The 18,164-nt window shown below is 68.2% G+C and carries 13 protein-coding genes; 11 read left to right on the top strand and 2 right to left on the bottom strand.

Annotation, left to right across the window (positions count from 1 at the left end; translation table 11 throughout):
• The first annotated feature begins 12 nt into the window (after positions 1-12).
• The 4 genes from A8G15_RS12180 (at position 13) to A8G15_RS12165 (ending at position 5,278) form a co-directional block, all read left to right on the top strand.
• Positions 13-1,389 (top strand): MFS transporter, encoded by a 1,377-nt coding sequence (locus A8G15_RS12180; RefSeq protein ID WP_068159410.1) that lies wholly within the window; start codon positions 13-15, stop codon positions 1,387-1,389.
• Between the two features lie 160 nt (positions 1,390-1,549).
• Entirely contained in the window at positions 1,550-3,196 is a 1,647-nt protein-coding gene (locus A8G15_RS12175) for an AMP-binding protein (protein WP_068159572.1), read from the top strand.
• Between the two features lie 586 nt (positions 3,197-3,782).
• Positions 3,783-4,895 (top strand): NDMA-dependent alcohol dehydrogenase, encoded by a 1,113-nt coding sequence (locus A8G15_RS12170; RefSeq protein WP_068159571.1) that lies wholly within the window; start codon positions 3,783-3,785, stop codon positions 4,893-4,895.
• 119 nt (positions 4,896-5,014) lie between these two features.
• Positions 5,015-5,278 carry a GlsB/YeaQ/YmgE family stress response membrane protein gene (locus tag A8G15_RS12165; protein WP_082899850.1) on the top strand — a complete coding sequence of 88 codons (264 nt, stop codon included), beginning with the start codon at positions 5,015-5,017 and terminating at the stop codon, positions 5,276-5,278.
• Between the two features lie 135 nt (positions 5,279-5,413).
• Here A8G15_RS12165 and A8G15_RS12160 read toward each other — a convergent pair whose 3' ends face one another.
• Both A8G15_RS12160 and A8G15_RS12155 read right to left on the bottom strand, forming a co-directional pair.
• A complete protein-coding gene (locus A8G15_RS12160; protein ID WP_068159407.1) occupies positions 5,414-8,791 on the bottom strand; it encodes a patatin-like protein in 3,378 nt (1,125 codons plus the stop codon).
• 116 nt (positions 8,792-8,907) lie between these two features.
• Positions 8,908-9,555 carry an SACE_7040 family transcriptional regulator gene (locus tag A8G15_RS12155; RefSeq protein WP_068159405.1) on the bottom strand — a complete coding sequence of 216 codons (648 nt, stop codon included), beginning with the start codon at positions 9,553-9,555 and terminating at the stop codon, positions 8,908-8,910.
• Positions 9,556-9,656: 101 nt separating this feature from the next.
• On the opposite strand from A8G15_RS12155, the gene A8G15_RS12150 reads away from it, so the two are divergent.
• The 7 genes from A8G15_RS12150 to A8G15_RS12120 all read left to right on the top strand — a co-directional run.
• Positions 9,657-11,261 carry a carboxyl transferase domain-containing protein gene (locus A8G15_RS12150; RefSeq protein ID WP_068159403.1) on the top strand — a complete coding sequence of 535 codons (1,605 nt, stop codon included), beginning with the start codon at positions 9,657-9,659 and terminating at the stop codon, positions 11,259-11,261.
• An 11-nt stretch (positions 11,262-11,272) separates the two neighbouring features.
• The gene (locus A8G15_RS12145) at positions 11,273-13,330 is read left to right on the top strand and encodes an acetyl-CoA carboxylase biotin carboxylase subunit (protein WP_082899837.1); all 2,058 of its coding nucleotides are present in this window, start codon (positions 11,273-11,275) and stop codon (positions 13,328-13,330) included.
• Complete coding sequence (locus tag A8G15_RS12140; protein ID WP_068159401.1) at positions 13,327-14,487, top strand: acyl-CoA dehydrogenase family protein; 1,161 nt, start codon at positions 13,327-13,329, stop codon at positions 14,485-14,487. The genes A8G15_RS12145 and A8G15_RS12140 overlap by 4 nt, the downstream gene beginning before the upstream one ends.
• Entirely contained in the window at positions 14,484-14,987 is a 504-nt protein-coding gene (locus tag A8G15_RS12135) for a MaoC family dehydratase (protein ID WP_068159399.1), read from the top strand. The genes A8G15_RS12140 and A8G15_RS12135 overlap by 4 nt, the downstream gene beginning before the upstream one ends.
• Before the next feature lie 6 nt (positions 14,988-14,993).
• On the top strand, positions 14,994-15,845 hold the full coding sequence (locus tag A8G15_RS12130; protein WP_068159397.1) for an HpcH/HpaI aldolase/citrate lyase family protein: 852 nt from the start codon (positions 14,994-14,996) through the stop codon (positions 15,843-15,845).
• A 241-nt stretch (positions 15,846-16,086) separates the two neighbouring features.
• Complete coding sequence (locus A8G15_RS12125) at positions 16,087-16,434, top strand: hypothetical protein (protein ID WP_068159396.1); 348 nt, start codon at positions 16,087-16,089, stop codon at positions 16,432-16,434.
• A 384-nt stretch (positions 16,435-16,818) separates the two neighbouring features.
• The coding region (locus A8G15_RS12120) for a condensation domain-containing protein (protein ID WP_245687817.1) at positions 16,819-18,164 on the top strand (1,346 nt) is incomplete at its 3' end.

The raw sequence follows: 18,164 nt of genomic DNA, 5'->3' as shown, positions 1-18,164 counted from the left end.
CGGAGGACAACCGTGACCACTGTGTCGACACCGGGGAGCGAACCCCCGGTCGCGCCCGGAAGCCGGCGCCCAGCCGCGGCGCCCGCACCCACCACGAGCGGCCCCGGCATCCGGCGAGTCGCGATCGCCAGCTGCATGGGTACCACGATCGAGTTCTACGACTTCTTCATCTACGGCACCGCCGCTGCGCTCGTGTTCCCGACAGTGTTCTTTCCTGCGCTCGGCGCGACCGCCGGCACCGTCGCCGCGTTCGCGACCTTCGCGGTCGCGTTCATCGCCCGGCCGGTCGGCGCCATGCTGTTCGGACACTTCGGTGACCGGATCGGCCGCAAGAAGACCCTGGTGTCCACGCTGCTGCTCATGGGCGTGTCGACACTGCTCATCGGGCTGCTGCCCGGAGCGGACACCATCGGCGTCGCCGCCCCGATCATCCTGGTGCTGTTGAGGTTCGCCCAGGGCTTCGCCGTCGGCGGTGAATGGGCGGGCGCGACCCTGCTCACCGCCGAATACGCCCCGCCCGGCAAACGCGGCCTGTACGCGATGTTCCCGCAGCTCGGACCGGCCATCGCCTTCGCCCTCTCCAGCGGCACGTTCCTGTTCACCGGCCTCGCGCTCGGTGACACCAACGAAGCGTTCCTCACCTACGGCTGGCGAATCCCGTTCCTGTTCAGCATCGTTCTCGTCGCCATCGGCCTCTACATGCGGCTCGCCATCGAGGAGACCCCGGTCTTCCGTGCGGAGGAGGCGGCCCGCGCGGCTGCGCCCACCGGAACGGCCGAGAAGCGCACCCTCCCGTTCCTCGACGCGCTCCGCTACCAGACCAAGGAGATCCTGCTCTCGGCCGGTGCGCTGGCGATCATGTTCGCCTTCTTCTACATGGGCACCGCGTACCTGACCAGCTACGCGACGAAGACCCTCGGGTTCTCGCGACCGTTCGTGCTCGTCGTCGGCATCGTCTCGTCGCTCGTGTTCGGCGCCGCGATCGTCCTGTCCGCCCTGTACTCGGACCGGGTCGGCCGTCGCCGGGTCATCATGATCTCCTGCGGTTTCTCCGTGGTGTGGGCACTGGCGCTGTTCCCGCTGCTCGACACCGGCTCACCCGCGGCGTTCGTGATCGGCATGATCGTCACCCTGTCGATCTTCGGCATCGCATACGGTCCCTGCGGCGCGCTGCTCCCGGAGATGTTCCACACCCGCTACCGCTACACCGGTGCCGGCCTCGGCTACAACCTCGCCGGTGTCCTCGGCGGCGCCATCCCGCCGATGCTCGCCGCACCGCTGGCCGCCTCCTACGGGGGCATCGCCATCGGCCTGATGCTCGCCGTCCTCGGCGTCCTGAGCCTCGTCTGCACCAGGGCGCTCGTCGAGACCCGCGATCGCGCTCTGTAGATCGCGCAGGCGCCCTCCCCGTCACCCCCCGGGGAGGGCGCCGTTCTCTGCTGCCGTGATCGCGGCAGCTGTCCGGAATCCGAACACCGGTGGCCCGGAAAGGGTGAGGATGGTGGACGAGTCCCACCCACCCGGGCTGCGCACACCCCAGGAGAAATCGATGACCGGCATCCCCACACCCGAACTTCCCAGCTACGCCTCGGGGGCGTGGGAGGTTCCGCTGCTCGGCGACACGATCGGAGACAACTTCGATCGCACGGTCGCCCGACACGGAGGCCGCGACGCCCTCGTCGACCGCCCCACCGGCCGGCGCTGGACCTACACCGAACTCGCCGGTGAGGTCGACGCACTCGCGCTCGGTCTCCTGCATGCCGGCATCGGCAAGGGCGACCGCGTCGGCATCTGGGCTCCGAACTGTGCCGAATGGGTGCTGGTGCAGTACGCCACCGCCAAGATCGGCGCCGTCCTGGTCAACATCAACCCCGCCTACCGGTCGCACGAACTGCAGTACGTGCTCACCCAGGCCGGCATCCGGATGCTGGTCGCCGCACCGAGTTTCAAGACCTCGGACTACGCCGGAATGATCGCCCAGGTGCGTGGCAACTGCCCGGAACTCGAACAGGTCGTCCTGCTCGGATACCCGGAATGGAACGACATCGTGGAGGCCGGCCGGGCCGCACTGTCCGCCGACCGTACCCGTCTCGACGCCGCACAGGCCGGCCTGTCTCCGGACGACCCGATCAACATCCAATACACCTCGGGGACAACCGGTTTCCCCAAGGGGGCCACCCTCAGCCATCACAACATCCTCAACAACGGCTTCTTCGTCGGGGAGCTGTGCCACTACACCGAGGACGACAAGGTGTGCATCCCGGTGCCGTTCTACCACTGCTTCGGTATGGTCATGGGCAACCTCGCCTGCACGAGTCACGGCGCGACCATGGTGATTCCGGGGCCGTCCTTCGAGCCGGCGCAGACGCTCGCGGCCGTCGCCGAGGAGCGCTGCACGTCGCTCTACGGCGTGCCGACGATGTTCATCGCCGAACTCGCCGACCCCGGTTTCGACGGCTACGACCTGACGAGCCTGCGAACCGGCATCATGGCCGGTTCTCCGTGCCCGGTCGAGGTGATGAAGCAGGTCATCGAACGCATGGGCATGACCGAGGTGTCCATCTGTTACGGGATGACCGAGACGTCCCCGGTGTCGCTCCAGACCCGCAGCGACGACAGCATCGATCAGCGCACCGCGACGGTCGGCCGCGTCGGACCGCACCTCGAGATCAAGGTCGTCGACCCGGCAACCGGGCTGACCGTGCCGCGCGGTGAACCGGGCGAGCTGTGCACGCGCGGGTACTCGGTGATGCTCGGCTACTGGAACCAGCCGGAGAAGACCGCCGAGGCGATCGATGCGGCGCGGTGGATGCACACCGGCGACATCGGTGTCATGGACGCCGACGGATACGTCTCGGTCACCGGCCGCATCAAGGACATGGTGATCCGCGGCGGCGAGAACATCTACCCGCGCGAGATCGAGGAGTTCCTCTACACCCATCCGGACATCCTCGACGCCCAGGTCGTCGGCGTTCCCGACGACAAGTACGGCGAGGAACTCATGGTGTGGATCCGGATGCGTGAGGGCGCCGAACCCCTCGACGTGGATTCGCTGCGGGAGTACTGCACCGGCAAGCTCGCCCACTACAAGATCCCGCGCTACGTCCACATCGTCGACGAGTTCCCGATGACGGTCACCGGGAAGATCCGGAAGGTCGAGATGCGGCAGGTGTCGCTGGATCTGATCGGCCGCTAGGCGGTTCCGCCGCCTCGAAGTACGCGGCCATTCGCAACGCGAGGTGGACGATCGCCCAGGACAAGCTGGGAACAGGACACTGCTGCGACGACGGCGAACGCGGTGCGAGCCCGGAACGTCCGGGCCGCCTACTCGAACACGAACACGAACAGGGCTCCGCCGATCGGTGTCCTGAACGCAACTGTGCGGCAGGCTGTTTAGTTCCCCATGACCGCCTTCCCTGTGCGTGATGAGTCCTGCGCGGCCAAGGCGCCGACGAAGGTCGTGGGGATCGGTCCGAGAGGTGCAGGATCGGCCTCGGTTCGGTACATCGCCCCAACGTGCCGAACCGCCACCGCTCGGCGATTCCGAGCCACCGGCGAAACGCCCCCCCGCGAAACCGATCGCAAGACGCCCGACGCGGAGCGGCGGTGCGCACGGCAAGTCGTCTTCGGGCGCCGGCGCCCGTGGTCGGACGTCAGTGCTGGGAGCCGGGCGGACGTGCCGGGTTCGTGCATCCCGGTATCCCCGTCCCGCGGGCAGTACATGTGATCCGTGACACACTGAACTCGGGGAGTCGATCCGACGTCGATCCGAGGAGATGACGATGAAGACCAAGGCGGCAGTGCTGCTCGAAACCGGACGACCGTTCGAGATCATGGAACTCGACCTCGACGGACCGGGCCCGGGTGAGGTCCTGATCAAATACACCGCAGCGGGCCTGTGTCATTCCGATCTGCACCTGACGGACGGAGACCTTCCGCCCCGATTCCCGATCGTCGGCGGCCACGAAGGCTCCGGCATCATCGAGGAGGTCGGCCCGGGCGTCACCAAGGTCGAGCCCGGCGACCACGTCGTGTGCAGTTTCATCCCCAACTGCGGCACCTGCCGATACTGCTCGACGGGCCGGCAGAACCTGTGCGACATGGGTGCCACCATCCTCGAGGGTTCCATGCCCGACGGATCGTTCCGGTTCCACTCCGGCGGCACCGATTTCGGTGCCATGTGCATGCTCGGGACCTTCTCCGAACGCGCCACCGTCTCCCAGCACTCGGTCGTCAAGGTCGACGACTGGCTGCCGCTCGAGACCGCGGTGCTCGTCGGTTGCGGTGTGCCGTCCGGATGGGGGACCGCCGTGTACGCGGGGGATGTGCGGCCCGGTGACATCGTGGTGATCTACGGAATCGGTGGCCTGGGGATCAACGCCGTCCAGGGTGCCCTGCACGCGGGCGCGAAGTACATCGTCGTGGTGGACCCGGTGGAGATGAAGCGCGACCAGGCGCTGAAGTTCGGTGCCACCCACGCATTCGCGAACGCGGCAGAAGCCGCTGCGAAGGTGAACGAACTGAGCTGGGGTCAAGGGGCCGACGAGGCCCTGATCCTCGTCGGAACCGTGGACGAGGAGGTCGTCTCGGCGGCGACGTCCGTGATCGGCAAGGGCGGGACCGTGGTGATCACCGGCCTGGCAAACCCCGAGAAACTCACCGTGCACGTCTCGGGCTGCGAGTTGACGCTGTTCCAGAAGACCATCAAGGGATCGCTGTTCGGGTCGGCGAACCCGCAGTACGACATCGTGCGGCTCCTGCGGCTGTACGACGCCGGGCAGCTGAAACTCGACGAGCTGATCACCACGCGGTACACCCTCGAGGAGGTCAACCAGGGCTATCAGGACCTGCGCGACGGAAAGAACATCCGGGGCGTCATCGTGCACGCGGAATAGGGCACGGTCCGGGAACGATTTACCCGGTTCCTTCCAGCCGATCCGGTCGTGTCGCTATCTTCATGATCATCGGTGACATACCGTCCGTACGGCTCATGTCGGACGAAAAGGAGCTCGCAATGATTGGGAACATCATCGGCACGATCATCTTCGGTGCGGTCATCGGCGTGCTGGCCCGCCTCGTGATCCCGGGCAAGCAGGCAATGGGCTGGGTGATCACGATCGTGCTGGGTATCGCGGGCGCCCTGATCGGCTACTGGGTGTGGGAGGGGCTGCTCGACAAGGGCGACACCGGCGGGATCGACTGGATCCGCTGGATCATCTCCATCGCCGCAGCCGCCGTGCTGACGCTCGGTTACACCTCGCTGACCAGAAACCGCTGAGGCAGGTCGCAGTACCGCGCTCGCCCGGTCTTGCCGGCGGGTGGGATCACACACGTCGCCGCAGCGCTCCCACGGGAGTGCTGCGGCGATGTTGTTGGAACGCGGCCGCGCTGCACAGACCGGGCGCGGCGCAGTTCAGCGTCGGTCGGGTGCCGGGCCGGCCCGGGGTACGGACAGTGCGCCCAGCAATCCCCAGAAACCGGTTGCGAGCAACGCCCACACCAGGGCGGCGGCGACCCACACGGGATACGTTCCTATCGGGTCCGTCCTGACGGAGTCGGGCCCGAACAACCTCAGGAACACGCATGTCAGACCGAGGGTGACCGCGGCGGCGAGGGCGAGGGCGCCGACCGGCAGGAGCCAGCGGAAGCTGCGCTCGTGCGCTCGCAGGGCGTGGGACACGGCGCCGGCCATCGTTGCGACCATCGGCGCGCCCACCGCGATCGCCGCAACACCGGCGATGGCGAACGTGACGGCGAGCGATTCGTTCGTCCAGGACTGGCCGAGGATCCACGGTTTCCAGTTCCGTCCCACCACCAGCAACGTCACGATGCTCGCGACCCCGAGCGCCCCCACGAAGAATCGGGGGTCGCGCCATTTCCAGAATCTCGGAGCCAGGTACACGGCGACCATCACGATGCCGAGCAGGGACGGGATCTGTGCGGGCGACATCGTCTGCCCGGTGAGCAGCACCGTGAGTGCCCCGAGCGCGAGCATCGACACGACCATTCCCCACGGGGCCAGGACGGCCAGTAGCAGCGGCAGGATCGCCAGCGGCCCGGCGGTGACACTGGACACGCCGAAACTCAACTTGCCCTTCCAGCCGTCGGGGAACACCGCCCCGAGTGCCACCAACGCCAGTTGGAGCTGGGTCCGGCGCAGATCGGGCCGGCGGAGCAGATCGGGTACCGATTCGCCGCCGACGGACGCGAGCAGTTTCAGCTGCGGCTCCGGATCGTCGGCGAAATCGTTTTCCGGCGAACGCAATTCCCTCCCGGAGGCACTCGGGGGCCGGTCCTTGCCGAGCTTTCGGTTGTCCAGCTTCCGCAGATGCTCGAGTTCGTGCCTGAGGATGTCCCAGTGCAGCCGGGTCGTGATCGCACGCCCGGCCAGGCGGACCGGATCGCCGGCGTACATCCCGTTCCGCCACTCCTGTTCGAGCAGCCGACGGTAGTGGGGGTCTTCGGGCAGATCGGTGAAGAAGATCTTCCTCAACGTTGCGGCATCGATCCTGCACACGCGGTCTCGGCTGGTGATCAGGCTCACCAGGCTCTGTGCTCCGTCCATCCGTCCCCACAACCAGTCGTTCTGACGCCACCGTGCGCTGAGGAACGCCGCGAAGTTGCCCACCTGGTTGCCGTTGAGTTTGCAGTCGATCCTTTCGGGCGCCTGCAACTGCCTGCCGTAGATCCGTTCCTCGAGCGGGCTGGCTTCGGCGGCGGAGGCGACCACGAGCCGGGGTGCGATCGAGGCTCCCAGCGGGTCGGGACGCGACGCGCCGGTGGTGATCTCGAGCCGGCGCAGGGCGCGGTCGGCGGCGTTCGTGCCGGTGGCTCCGCGCAGCACCGCCGTCAACGGCTCGACCCGGGTTTTCTCCGGGAGGGACTTGTGGAGAAGGTTCGCCACCGCGACCGCCTTCTGGACGACGTCGTCCCACAGGTCGCGGTACGGCTCGGGTTTCCACGTCCCGTCGGGTGGTTCGGCGTCTCCTCGACGCTGTTCCACGTGTTCGGCGTCCGGATGGTGTGAAACCTTGGCGAGCAACGACTCCGGGGTGCGCCAGGGTTCGTGTGCGATCGTCTCGAGCAGCAGTCGGTCCCGCCGTGCGACCGCCTTTTCGCAACGGGACCGAAGATCGTAGATTTCGTGGCGCAGATCCTTCAGTTCCTCCTCGCTGATCCGGGCATCCCGAGTCGCTTCGAGTTGCCGTAGGACGTGCAGCAACAGGGTGGCCGACCGAGTTGCGACGAGCGGACTTCGCGCGCCCCGTCCCACGTGCACCTCGTCCGCGTGTTCGGGCAGGACGAGATCTCCCGGGTTCGCTTCGGCCGTGTGCGTGAGCGGTCCGCCGTCGGATCGGTCGTAGGCGTCGAACGCGGCGCGCAGACTCAGCTCCGTGTCGGGGATCGGCAGGGGGTCGAGTCCGACGACGCTCAAGGGGGCGCTCGCCAGGCGCTGCAGCCTGCGAAGTTCGGCGAGGCCGGCTCTGATCCGGTACGTACCGATCTTCGCGGCAACCTGGCCGGTACGCCCGGCCGAGGTGAGAGCGGGATCGATGCCGAGGAGGACCGCCTGCTCACGGCTCTCCGCGGCGGCCAGCTGGCGGAGGTTCTCCTCGTCGTCGAGGATCGACTCGGCGTTGCCCTTCAGCCGGGTCGTCTGAAGCAACGACTTCACCAGGCGGGTCGCCGAGTCGGTGTGCGGCGAATTCTCCACGTGGTTACCGGGATCCGGCTGCAGGTAGAGCAGCCACCGGTTCACCGGTTGCTCGGCGGGCATCCCCGCGACCGCGCGCACAGCCCAGGTCAGCGGCACGTTGTCGAGAACCCCGCCGTCGATGAGCTCGAGCCTCTGGTCGTCGGGATCGGCCGGGGTAACGCGCGTTTCGGAGCTCACGCCGTGAACGTTGACCCCCGCTGCGTCCGGATCGCTCGATCCTGGATCGCAGGGATTCACGGTCGCCGGCTCGAAGGCGCCCGGGAATGACGATGTGGTGCGCGCGACGTAGGCCATCCGTTCCGCGTCGAGGAAGTCGTTGCAGTCCTGGTACTCACGTTCGGTCCCCTGGTAGCGGAACCGGAAGAACGAGCGCGACTCCGCGGCGCCGAGCCGTGGTCCCGTACCCGGAAAGACGGCGTCGGTGCGCGGTCGCAGCCGGGTGGCGGTGACCAGCAGTCGCAACGGATGCTGCGCCCGCGCGTCGGGCGAGCTCAGGCGCCGGAGTTTTTCGAGCGCGGCCCGTACCTGCGGGAAGAAATAGTCGTCACCGCGCAACAGGGAGGTGTTGCCGTCGAACAGCGGACGGCGGGACAGATCGCCGAGATCCGCCAGCCGGAGCCACATGTCGCGGACGTCGTCGCCGAAGCTCGCACCATGGGCGAGGTGCCAGCCGAGCAGAACGCCGTTGAGCCCACCGGCGCTCGTGCCGGCGATCACATCGATATCGACCGGCTGGTCGTAGCCGCACGCTTTCAGCAGTTCGCGGTACACGCCTGCACCGGCGGTCTCCGGGCCGTGGGGGAGCGAACCCAGGCGCAGACGCACCAGCTCGCTGCATGCGCCGCCCATCCAGACGGCCAGGCTGACGCCGCCACGCATGGCGACGGCCAGCCGCAGTTGCCGAACATGTGGCGATGCCGGTTTGCCGGAGGCAGCGGTCTTCCGGTCGCCGGCGGTAGCGGTCGAAGTGGCGCGGGACGACCCGTTGGTGGGCACCCGCGGAGGCGCCTGCATCGTCGGAACCGATCGCAGGCGACTCACCAGGTTCTCGGAGGGGCGGGGCGGAGTGGACACGGGGCCGACCTTTCGCGGGGAGACGACGCCGATTCGAGTCTCCCGCCGGCACTGCCGGGGCACACGAGTAGTCGACTACCCGATTTCTCTGCCCGCCCCGTGGCCGAGGTGCGTGGTCAGTCCCCGGTGCCGGTCCGCAGTGCGGCCAGCGCCATCCGCCGCAACACCACCCGTGCCGCGACGGGTGAATAGGGGATCGCGCTGTGGGGTGTGGAGTTGATGAGCCCGAAGGTCGCGTGTGCCATCGTCCGCGCGTCCGATTCGCGCAGCGCCGGATCGATGCGTCGCAGCACATCCACCCAGATCTCGACGTAGCGCCGCTGTGTCTGCCGTACCTCGCGGCGTGCATCGTCGGGCAGCGATTGCAGTTCGCGGTCCTGGACACGGATGAGATCGGGTTCCCCGAGCGCGAAGTCGAGGTGGAAGTCGACGAGACGCACGAGTGCGCGGACGGGGTCGGTGGTATCGGCGGCGACCGCAGTTCCGCCGGCGAGCAGTCGACGACTGATGTCGACCAGCAGTTCGACCAGCAGCGCGTCCTTGTTGGGGAAGTGCCGGTACACCGCCGGACCGCTGATGCCGACCGCGGCACCGAGATCCTCGAGCCGCACGCCCGCGAAGCCGCGTTCGGCGACGAGCCGCGCCGCGGCCTGGAGCAGTTGCCGTCGCCTGTCCGCTTTCGCCTGGCTGCGCCGGGTCGCGGGTCGCTCTTCGGGTGTGATCGCGGGGGTCTCGGGGGCGTCCCGCACGTCGGGTTCCGACATCGGTTCCCCTTCCGTTTCCGATACATCTGGACAACTCAGTTAATCACAGTTAACCTCGATTTCAGTTATCGAAGATTAACTCCAGTGACGAGGACGATGCTGTGACAACCCCTCGAACGACTCTCCCCACCCACCGCGAGCAGCACGCCGCGCTCGTCGGTGAGCTGCGGGAACGCCTTGCGACCGCAGCCCTCGGTGGCAACGAGAAGTCCCGTGAACGCCACGTCTCACGTGGCAAACTCCTGCCCCGCGACCGTGTCGACGCTCTCCTCGACCCGGGCAGCCCGTTCCTCGAGATCGCGCCGCTGGCCGCGAACGGCATGTACGACGACGAGTGCCCCGGAGCGGGCATGATCGCCGGCATCGGCCGCGTCTCGGGCCGCGAATGCGTGATCGTCGCGAACGACGCGACGGTCAAGGGCGGCACCTACTACCCGATCACGGTGAAGAAGCACCTGCGCGCGCAGGAGATCGCGCTGCAGAACAACCTGCCGTGCCTGTACCTCGTCGACTCCGGCGGAGCGTTCCTGCCCCGTCAGGACGAGGTCTTCCCCGACCGCGAGCACTTCGGTCGCATCTTCTACAACCAGGCGACGATGAGCGCCAAGGGCATCCCGCAGATCGCTGCGGTCCTCGGCTCGTGCACCGCCGGTGGCGCATACGTCCCGGCGATGAGCGACGAAGCCGTCATCGTCCGCAACCAGGGCACCATCTTCCTGGGTGGCCCGCCGCTGGTGAAGGCCGCGACCGGCGAGGTGGTCACCGCGGAGGAACTCGGCGGCGGCGACCTGCATTCGAAGGTGTCCGGTGTCACCGATCATCTGGCCGAGGACGACCGCGACGCCCTGGACAAGGTGCGCGACATCGTCGCCACGTTCGGGCCGCGCAGCCCCCGCCCGTGGGACGTGGCGCCGACGTTCGCACCCGCGACCGACCCGTCCGACCTGTACGACGTGGTGCCGACCGATTCGCGGACCCCCTACGACGTGCGCGAGGTCATCGAACGGGTCGTCGACGGAGACCCGGCCGGGCCGGGTTCGAGTTTCCGCGAGTTCAAGGCCGAGTACGGCAAGACCCTGGTCACCGGGTTCGCGCGGATCCACGGCCACCCGGTGGGAATCGTCGCCAACAACGGCGTGCTGTTCGGCGAATCCGCGCTCAAGGGAGCGCATTTCATCGAGCTGTGCGACAAGCGGTCCATTCCGCTGTTGTTCCTCCAGAACATCTCCGGGTTCATGGTCGGCCGCGACTACGAGGCAGGCGGAATCGCCAAGCACGGGGCGAAGATGGTCACCGCGGTCGCGTGCGCGCGGGTGCCGAAGCTGACCGTGGTGGTCGGCGGGTCCTACGGCGCGGGCAACTATTCGATGTGCGGCCGGGCGTACTCGCCGCGATTCCTGTGGATGTGGCCCAACGCCCGGATCTCGGTGATGGGCGGCGAGCAGGCCGCCTCCGTCCTCGCGACCGTCCGATCCGAGCAGCTCGATGCGTCGGGCAAGCCGTGGTCGCCCGAGGACGAGGAGGCGTTCAAGGCGCCGATCCGCGATCAGTACGAGGCGCAGGGCAACCCCTACTACTCGACGGCGCGACTGTGGGACGACGGCATCATCGATCCCCTCGATACCAGAGAAGTTCTCGGCCTGGCCCTGTCGGCGTGTGCGAACGCGCCGCTCGAGCCGGTCTCCTACGGCGTCTTCCGGATGTGAGTGAGATGAGCATGAGCGACACCGCCGGTGGGACCGGCATGTTCGATACCGTTCTGGTCGCCAACCGCGGTGAGATCGCGGTCCGGGTGATCCGGACGTTGCGCCGCATGGGTATTCGTTCGGTCGCCGTCTACAGTGACCCCGACGCAGGAGCCCTCCACGTCCGGGAGGCGGACACCGCGGTACGGCTCGGCCCGGCCGCCGCCCGCGACAGCTACCTCGACATCGCGAAGGTGATCGAGGCGGCGCGCATCTCCGGTGCACAGGCCATCCATCCGGGATACGGCTTCCTGTCGGAGAACTCGGCGTTCGCGCAGGCCTGCGCCGACGCCGGGCTGATCTTCCTCGGCCCGCCCGCCAAGGCGATCGAGACCATGGGCGACAAGATCACCGCGAAGAACGCCGTGTCCGCGTTCGACGTGCCCGTCGTTCCCGGCATCTCCCGGCCGGGCCTGACCGACGACGAACTGACCGCCGCCGCCGGCGACATCGGCTTCCCGGTGCTGATCAAGCCGTCCGCCGGCGGCGGCGGCAAGGGCATGCGCCTGGTCACCGAACACGGTCAGCTGGCCGGCGCGCTGGCGTCGGCGCGTCGTGAGGCGGCCTCCGCGTTCGGCGACGACACGCTGTTCCTGGAGCGGTTCGTGCAGCGGCCCCGCCACATCGAGGTGCAGATCATCGCCGACACCCACGGCAACGTCGTGCATCTCGGCGAACGCGAATGCAGCCTGCAGCGCCGCCACCAGAAGGTCATCGAAGAGGCGCCGTCGCCGCTGCTCGACGAGGCGACCCGGGCCCGCATCGGCGAGGCGGCGTGCAACACCGCCCGCAGCGTCGACTACACCGGCGCGGGAACGGTGGAGTTCATCGTCTCCGCCGACGCACCCGACGAGTTCTTCTTCATGGAGATGAACACGCGTCTGCAGGTCGAGCACCCGGTCACCGAGCTGGTCACGGGCCTGGACCTGGTGGAATGGCAGGTGCGCGTCGCCGCCGGCGAGCCGCTCGGCTTCGCGCAGGACGACATCACCCTGACCGGGCACGCAATCGAGGCCCGCGTCTACGCCGAGGACCCGGCGCGTGGGTTCCTGCCGACCGGCGGCACCGTCCTCGGCCTGGAGGAAGCATCCGGTACGGGCGTCCGCGTCGATTCCGGGCTGCGTGAGGGCACCGTCGTCGGCAGCGACTACGACCCGATGCTGTCGAAGGTGATCGCGCACGGCCCGGACCGGGCGTCCGCGCTGCGCCGGCTCGACCGCGCGCTGTCCGAGACCGCGGTGCTCGGCGTCGTCACCAACATCGACTTCGCCCGGTTCCTGCTCGCCGACCCGGACGTGAAGGCCGGCGCGCTCGACACGGGCCTGCTGGACCGGAGGCTCGGGGACTACGAAGCTCCCGGCACTCCCGACGAGGTGCTCGTCGCTGCCGCCGCTCACCACTGGCTGCGGCGCTGGCCGGTCGCGACGACCGCGGCGCCGGTCGATCCGTGGGACCGGCCCAGCGGCTGGCGTATCGGGGCCGCGGCGCCGACCACCGTCCGGTTGCAGACCCCGACCCGCACCGATCACGTGCACATCACCGGCACTCCCGCTGCCGCGACGGCCCGCATCGAGGACGGTGCCGCGCGCACATTGACCGCCGAGCTCGACGGGGCGGTCCTGACCGTCACCCTCGACGGGCGGCGTTCGGTGTTCCGGGTCGCCGTCGACGACGACCACGTGTGGCTGGCCGGCAACGGCGGCACCTGGCCGGTGCGCGAGTCCCGGGAACCGAACATCCGCGGCGCGGATGCGCACGCGGGGGAAGCGGAACTGACCAGCCCGATGCCGGGCACGGTCATCGCCGCGCCCGTCGAGGCCGGAGCCACCGTCACCGCCGGCACCACCGTCGTGGTGGTGGAGGCCATGAAGATGGAGCACGCCCTGACCGCTCCGGTCGACGGCACCGTCGAACTTCTGGTTGCGGCGGGTGACCAGGTGAAGGTCGACCAGCTCCTCGCTCGCATCGTTCCCGCCCCCACCGACTCCTCAGTCCCCATCGACACAGCCGAGAACCAGGACCGCACATGAGCAGCTACCTCTCCACCGAACAGCTTCCCGACGACTACCGGGACCTGAAGAACACGGTCGCGGACTTCGCACGCACCGTCGTCGCGCCGGTCGCCGCCGAACACGACGCCAACCACACGTTTCCCTACGAGGTGGTCGCGGGCATGGCCGAGCTCGGCCTGTTCGGTCTGCCCTTCCCCGAGGAGTACGGCGGCCAGGGCGGCGACTACTTCGCGCTGTGCCTGGCGCTCGAGGAACTCGGCAAGGTCGACCAGTCCGTCGCCATCACCCTCGAGGCGGGTGTCTCGCTCGGTGCGATGCCGATCCACCGCTTCGGCAACGACGAGCAGAAGAACAAATGGCTGCCGCAGCTCGCCGCGGGTCGTGCGCTCGGCGCGTTCGGCCTGACCGAGCCCGGCGCGGGCAGCGATGCGGGCGGCACGAAGACCACCGCGAAGCTCGACGGCGACCAGTGGGTGATCAACGGCAACAAGCAGTTCATCACCAACTCCGGCACCGACATCACCGAGATCGTCACCGTCACCGCCGTCACCGGCGAACGCGACGGCAAGAAGGAGATCTCCACGATCGTCGTGCCCACCGACACCCCCGGCTTCACCGCCGAGCCCGCCTACAACAAGGTGGGCTGGAACGCCTCGGACACTCATCCGCTGACGTTCTCCGATGTGCGGGTGCCGGCCGAGAACCTGCTGGGTGAGCGCGGTCGCGGCTACGCGAACTTCCTGCGCATCCTCGACGAGGGCCGCATCGCGATCGCCGCACTGTCCGTCGGTGCGGCCCAGGGCTGTGTCGACGAGTCCGTGAAGTACGCCAAGGAACGCGAGGCGTTCGGACGGCCGATCGGGCGCAACCAGGCGATCGCTTTCAAGATCGCGCGCATGGAGGCGCGGGCGCACACGGCCCGGACCGCCTACTACGACGCTGCCGCGCTCATGCTCTCGGGCAAGCCGTTCAAGAAGCAGGCCGCGATCGCCAAGCTCATCGCGTCCGAAGCGGCGATGGACAACGCGCGCGACGCCACCCAGATCCACGGTGGCTACGGCTTCATGAACGAGTACACGGTGGCGCGGCACTACCGCGACAGCAAGATCCTGGAGATCGGCGAGGGCACCACCGAGGTCCAGCTGATGCTGGTGGCGCGGGAGCTGGGCCTGTGAGCGCTCCGGACAACGCCAAGCGGGTCGTCCAGCGTGGACTGTGGTTCGAGGAGTTCGAACTCGGTGCCGTGTACGAACACCGGCCCGGCCGCACCGTGACGGAAGCGGACAACGTCCTGTTCACGACGTTGACGATGAACACCCAGGCCCTGCACCTCGATGCCGCCTACAGTGCCGGCACCGAGTTCGGTGAGCCGCTGGTCAACTCGATGTTCACTCTGTCCACCTTGATCGGCCTGTCCGTCGCGCAGCTCACCCAGGGCACGATCGTCGCCAATCTGGGCTTCTCCGAGATCAAGTTCCCGCACCCGGTCCGGCATGGGGACACCATGTACGCGGAGACCCTGATCACCGACAAGCGCGAGTCGAAGTCCCGGCCCGGACAGGGCATCGTGACGTTCGAACACACCGCCCGCAACCAGCACGGCGACGTCGTTGCCCTCGCGGTGCGGCAGACTCTCGTCCACAAGCGGCCGGACGATCCGGCACAGGAAGGCTGACGACGCATGAGCACCATTCCGGGTCCCGCGTGGCTGTTCTGCCCGGCGGACCGTCCCGAGCGTTACGGGAAGGCCGCCGCGATCGCCGATGTCGTGATCCTCGACCTCGAGGACGGCGTCGCGCATGCCGACAAGGACTATGCGCGACGCTGCCTCGTCGACACACCGCTCGATCCCGACCGGACCGTGGTTCGCGTCAACCCCGTCGGCACCGAGGAACACGACGAGGACCTGAAGGCGCTCGCACAGACCGCGTACACCCGCGTGATGCTCGCCAAGTGCGAATCCGCGCAGCAGGTCACGTCCCTCGCACCGCGCGAGGTGATCGCGCTGATCGAGTCCCCGCCCGGCGCCCTCGCCGTCGCGGAGATCTCGTTGGCGGCCGGCACGATCGGTGTCATGTGGGGTGCGGAGGACCTCGTCGTCGGATTGGGCGGGCAGTCCAGCAGGCACGCGGACGGTTCGTACCGCGACGTCGCGCGGCACGTGCGTTCGTCGTCGCTGCTCGCGGCGAAGACCTACCGCCGGTGGGCGCTGGATTCGGTGTATCTCGACATCAAGGACCACGACGGTCTGCGCGCCGAGGCACTCGACGCCGTCGCGGTGGGGTTCGACGCGAAGGTCGCGATCCACCCCGGACAGATCGAGGTCATCCGGCAGGCGTACGCGCCGACGGAGGAGCAGGTCGAGTGGGCACGCCGGGTTCTGGCCGCAGTGCCCGAGGAACGCGGCGTGTTCCAGTTCGAAGGAAAGATGGTCGACGCGCCGGTCCTCCGGCACGCCGAGCAGATCCTGCACCGCTCGGTCGAGGCCCGCGTCAAGGGGCATGCCCCGTCGGGTGGTGACGGCGCCCGCTGACAGAAGAAGCAGCGACCACCGAACCCGGCAGCCGGGTGCAGTGACATCGAGGCGCCGCGTCGTCGCTTCCGGAACCGGCGGGTTCCGGGCGACGCCGCGGCGCCCTCGCGTGTCGTGGATCACGCGTCGTGCCGCCGATCCGGACACGCTCGGCCGCCGCCGCGGCGGTGAGTGACACCGGCCACGTGCTGAGCGTGGCCTAACTGGACAAAACACCCTGGCCGGTGCTCGGATGGCGGGCATGGACGTCGCCATCAACATCTTCCTGATCCTGCACTTCATCGGCCTCGCCGGCATCATCGGTTCCTGGCTCGCCGTGGTGAAGGATCCGCGCGTCGTGACCGGCATGTTGCACGGCGCGATCCTCCAGCTCGTGAGCGGCCTCGCCCTCGTCGGGCTCAACGAAGCCGACGGCGCAGACCTGAACCACATGAAGATCGGCATCAAGCTCGTCGTCGCCGTCGCGATCCTGGTCCTCGCGATCGTCGGCCTGAAGAAGGAGAAGCAGAACCCCGGATCGACGGGTGCGCTCGCACACACGATCGGCGGTCTGGGCATTCTCAACGTGGTCATCGCGGTCCTGTGGTGACCGGTTGATCGGAAAACGCGACCGGTGTCGCTACTGCTCGGTAGATTCACTCCCGCGGGGTTCGGCGCGCAGCGTCGGGTCCCGTGCGGTCGTTTTCGGCGGCGTGTGACTAGACGGTAGATTGGGGCGATGTGCGTGCGCCGAATGCCCACCTCACCGCCCCCGGCAGAAGGGGGCGGTCTTCGGCGCACGGGGGGAGGGGCCGGAGGTCCGTACGGGGTAGGCGCAGGTGCGCTGGTGAAACGGAGTAGGACCGACCGGCTATAGACGATAAGCATCGGTTGCTTTTGTGCGAGTAGCGGTCGGTTCCTGTGTCTGTACGGGTGAGGAACTGGGCGTTTGTGGTGTGGGGAACTCGAAGATGTTCCGGAAACGAGGTAACGGTTGGACCCGCGAGAAATCGACGGAATCGACAGCGCTGATCAGGCGTTGCAGGGAAGCGCATTCCCGCTTTCTCCGGCGCAGCTCGGACTGTGGTACGCGCAGCACCGTAACCCGTCCGTGGCGATCAACAACGCGCAGTACGTCGACCTCCGCGGGGACCTCGACACCGAGGTGCTCGAACGGGTCAGCCGGATCGCCGCAGGCGATCTCCAGTCCGGATTCGTGCGGCTCCTCGAGATCGACGGTGTGCCCCACCAGATCGTCGATCCGTCCCTCGACACACCCCTCCAGCTCATCGACCTGCGGGACACTCCGGACCCGGAGCAGGCGGCCGCGGAGTGGATGCGCGCCGAGTACAGCCGCCCGATCGACATCGTCGCGGACCGCCTGATCGTCGCTGCCGCACTGCGCCTCGAGGACTCTCGCTACTACTGGTATGCCCGGGTGCACCACGTCGTCCTCGACGGCTTCGGCGCCATGAACTTCATGAAGCGCGTCGCGGAGCTCTACACGGCGGCGGTCGAGGGCCGCGAGGCGGAACCGCTCGTGGTCGGCGACCTTCCGGACCTGCGCGAGGCCGAGCTGGCCTACCGCGACAGCGCCCGCTTCGAACGCGACCGGGCGTACTGGGCCGAGCGCATCGCCGGCCTCGACGACGGCGTCGGTCTGAGCGCGCGGATCGCGCCGCCGGCCGCCCGCAAGGAACTGTCGTCGGCCACGCTGTCCGAGACCTTGGCCACACGTTTCGATGCTGCCGTGGAGCGTCACGACACCATCCGGTCCACCTATCTCATCGCTGCCGTCGCCGCCTTCCTCTCCCAGATGACCGGGCGCGAGGACGTAGTCCTCAGCCTGCCCGTCACCGGCCGGACCACCGCGCTGACCCGGCAATCGGGCGGCATGCTGTCCAACATCGTTCCGCTGACCGTTCGGGTCGGGCACGAGACGACCGTCGGCGAGCTGATCACCCAGGTCCAGGTCGCGGTGACCGGCGCGCTGCGGCACCAACTGTTCCGCCACGAGGACATCCGCCGCGACTCGGCGGATCCGAACGGAGGGCTGTTCGGCCCCCTGGTGAACGTGATGCTGTTCCACAGCGGCATCCCGTTCGGTCCCATCCTGGGCGAACTCACCATCCTCTCGACCGGCACGGTCGAGGATCTCGGCATCAACTTCTACGAGAACGTCAACGGCAATCGCCTCAACATCGACTTCGAGGCGAATCCCGACCGCTACACGCCGGAGGAGAACGCCGCGCACCACGCGCGCTTCCTGGACTTCCTCGCCGCGCTCGTCGACGCCGACCCGTCACTGCCGGTCCGCAGCGTCCCGTTGTTGGGTGCGGA

Source organism: Rhodococcus phenolicus, from assembly GCF_001646785.1.
GTDB classification, from domain to species: Bacteria; Actinomycetota; Actinomycetes; order Mycobacteriales; family Mycobacteriaceae; genus Rhodococcus; species Rhodococcus phenolicus.
This window is presented reverse-complemented; position numbering and strand designations above follow the sequence as displayed.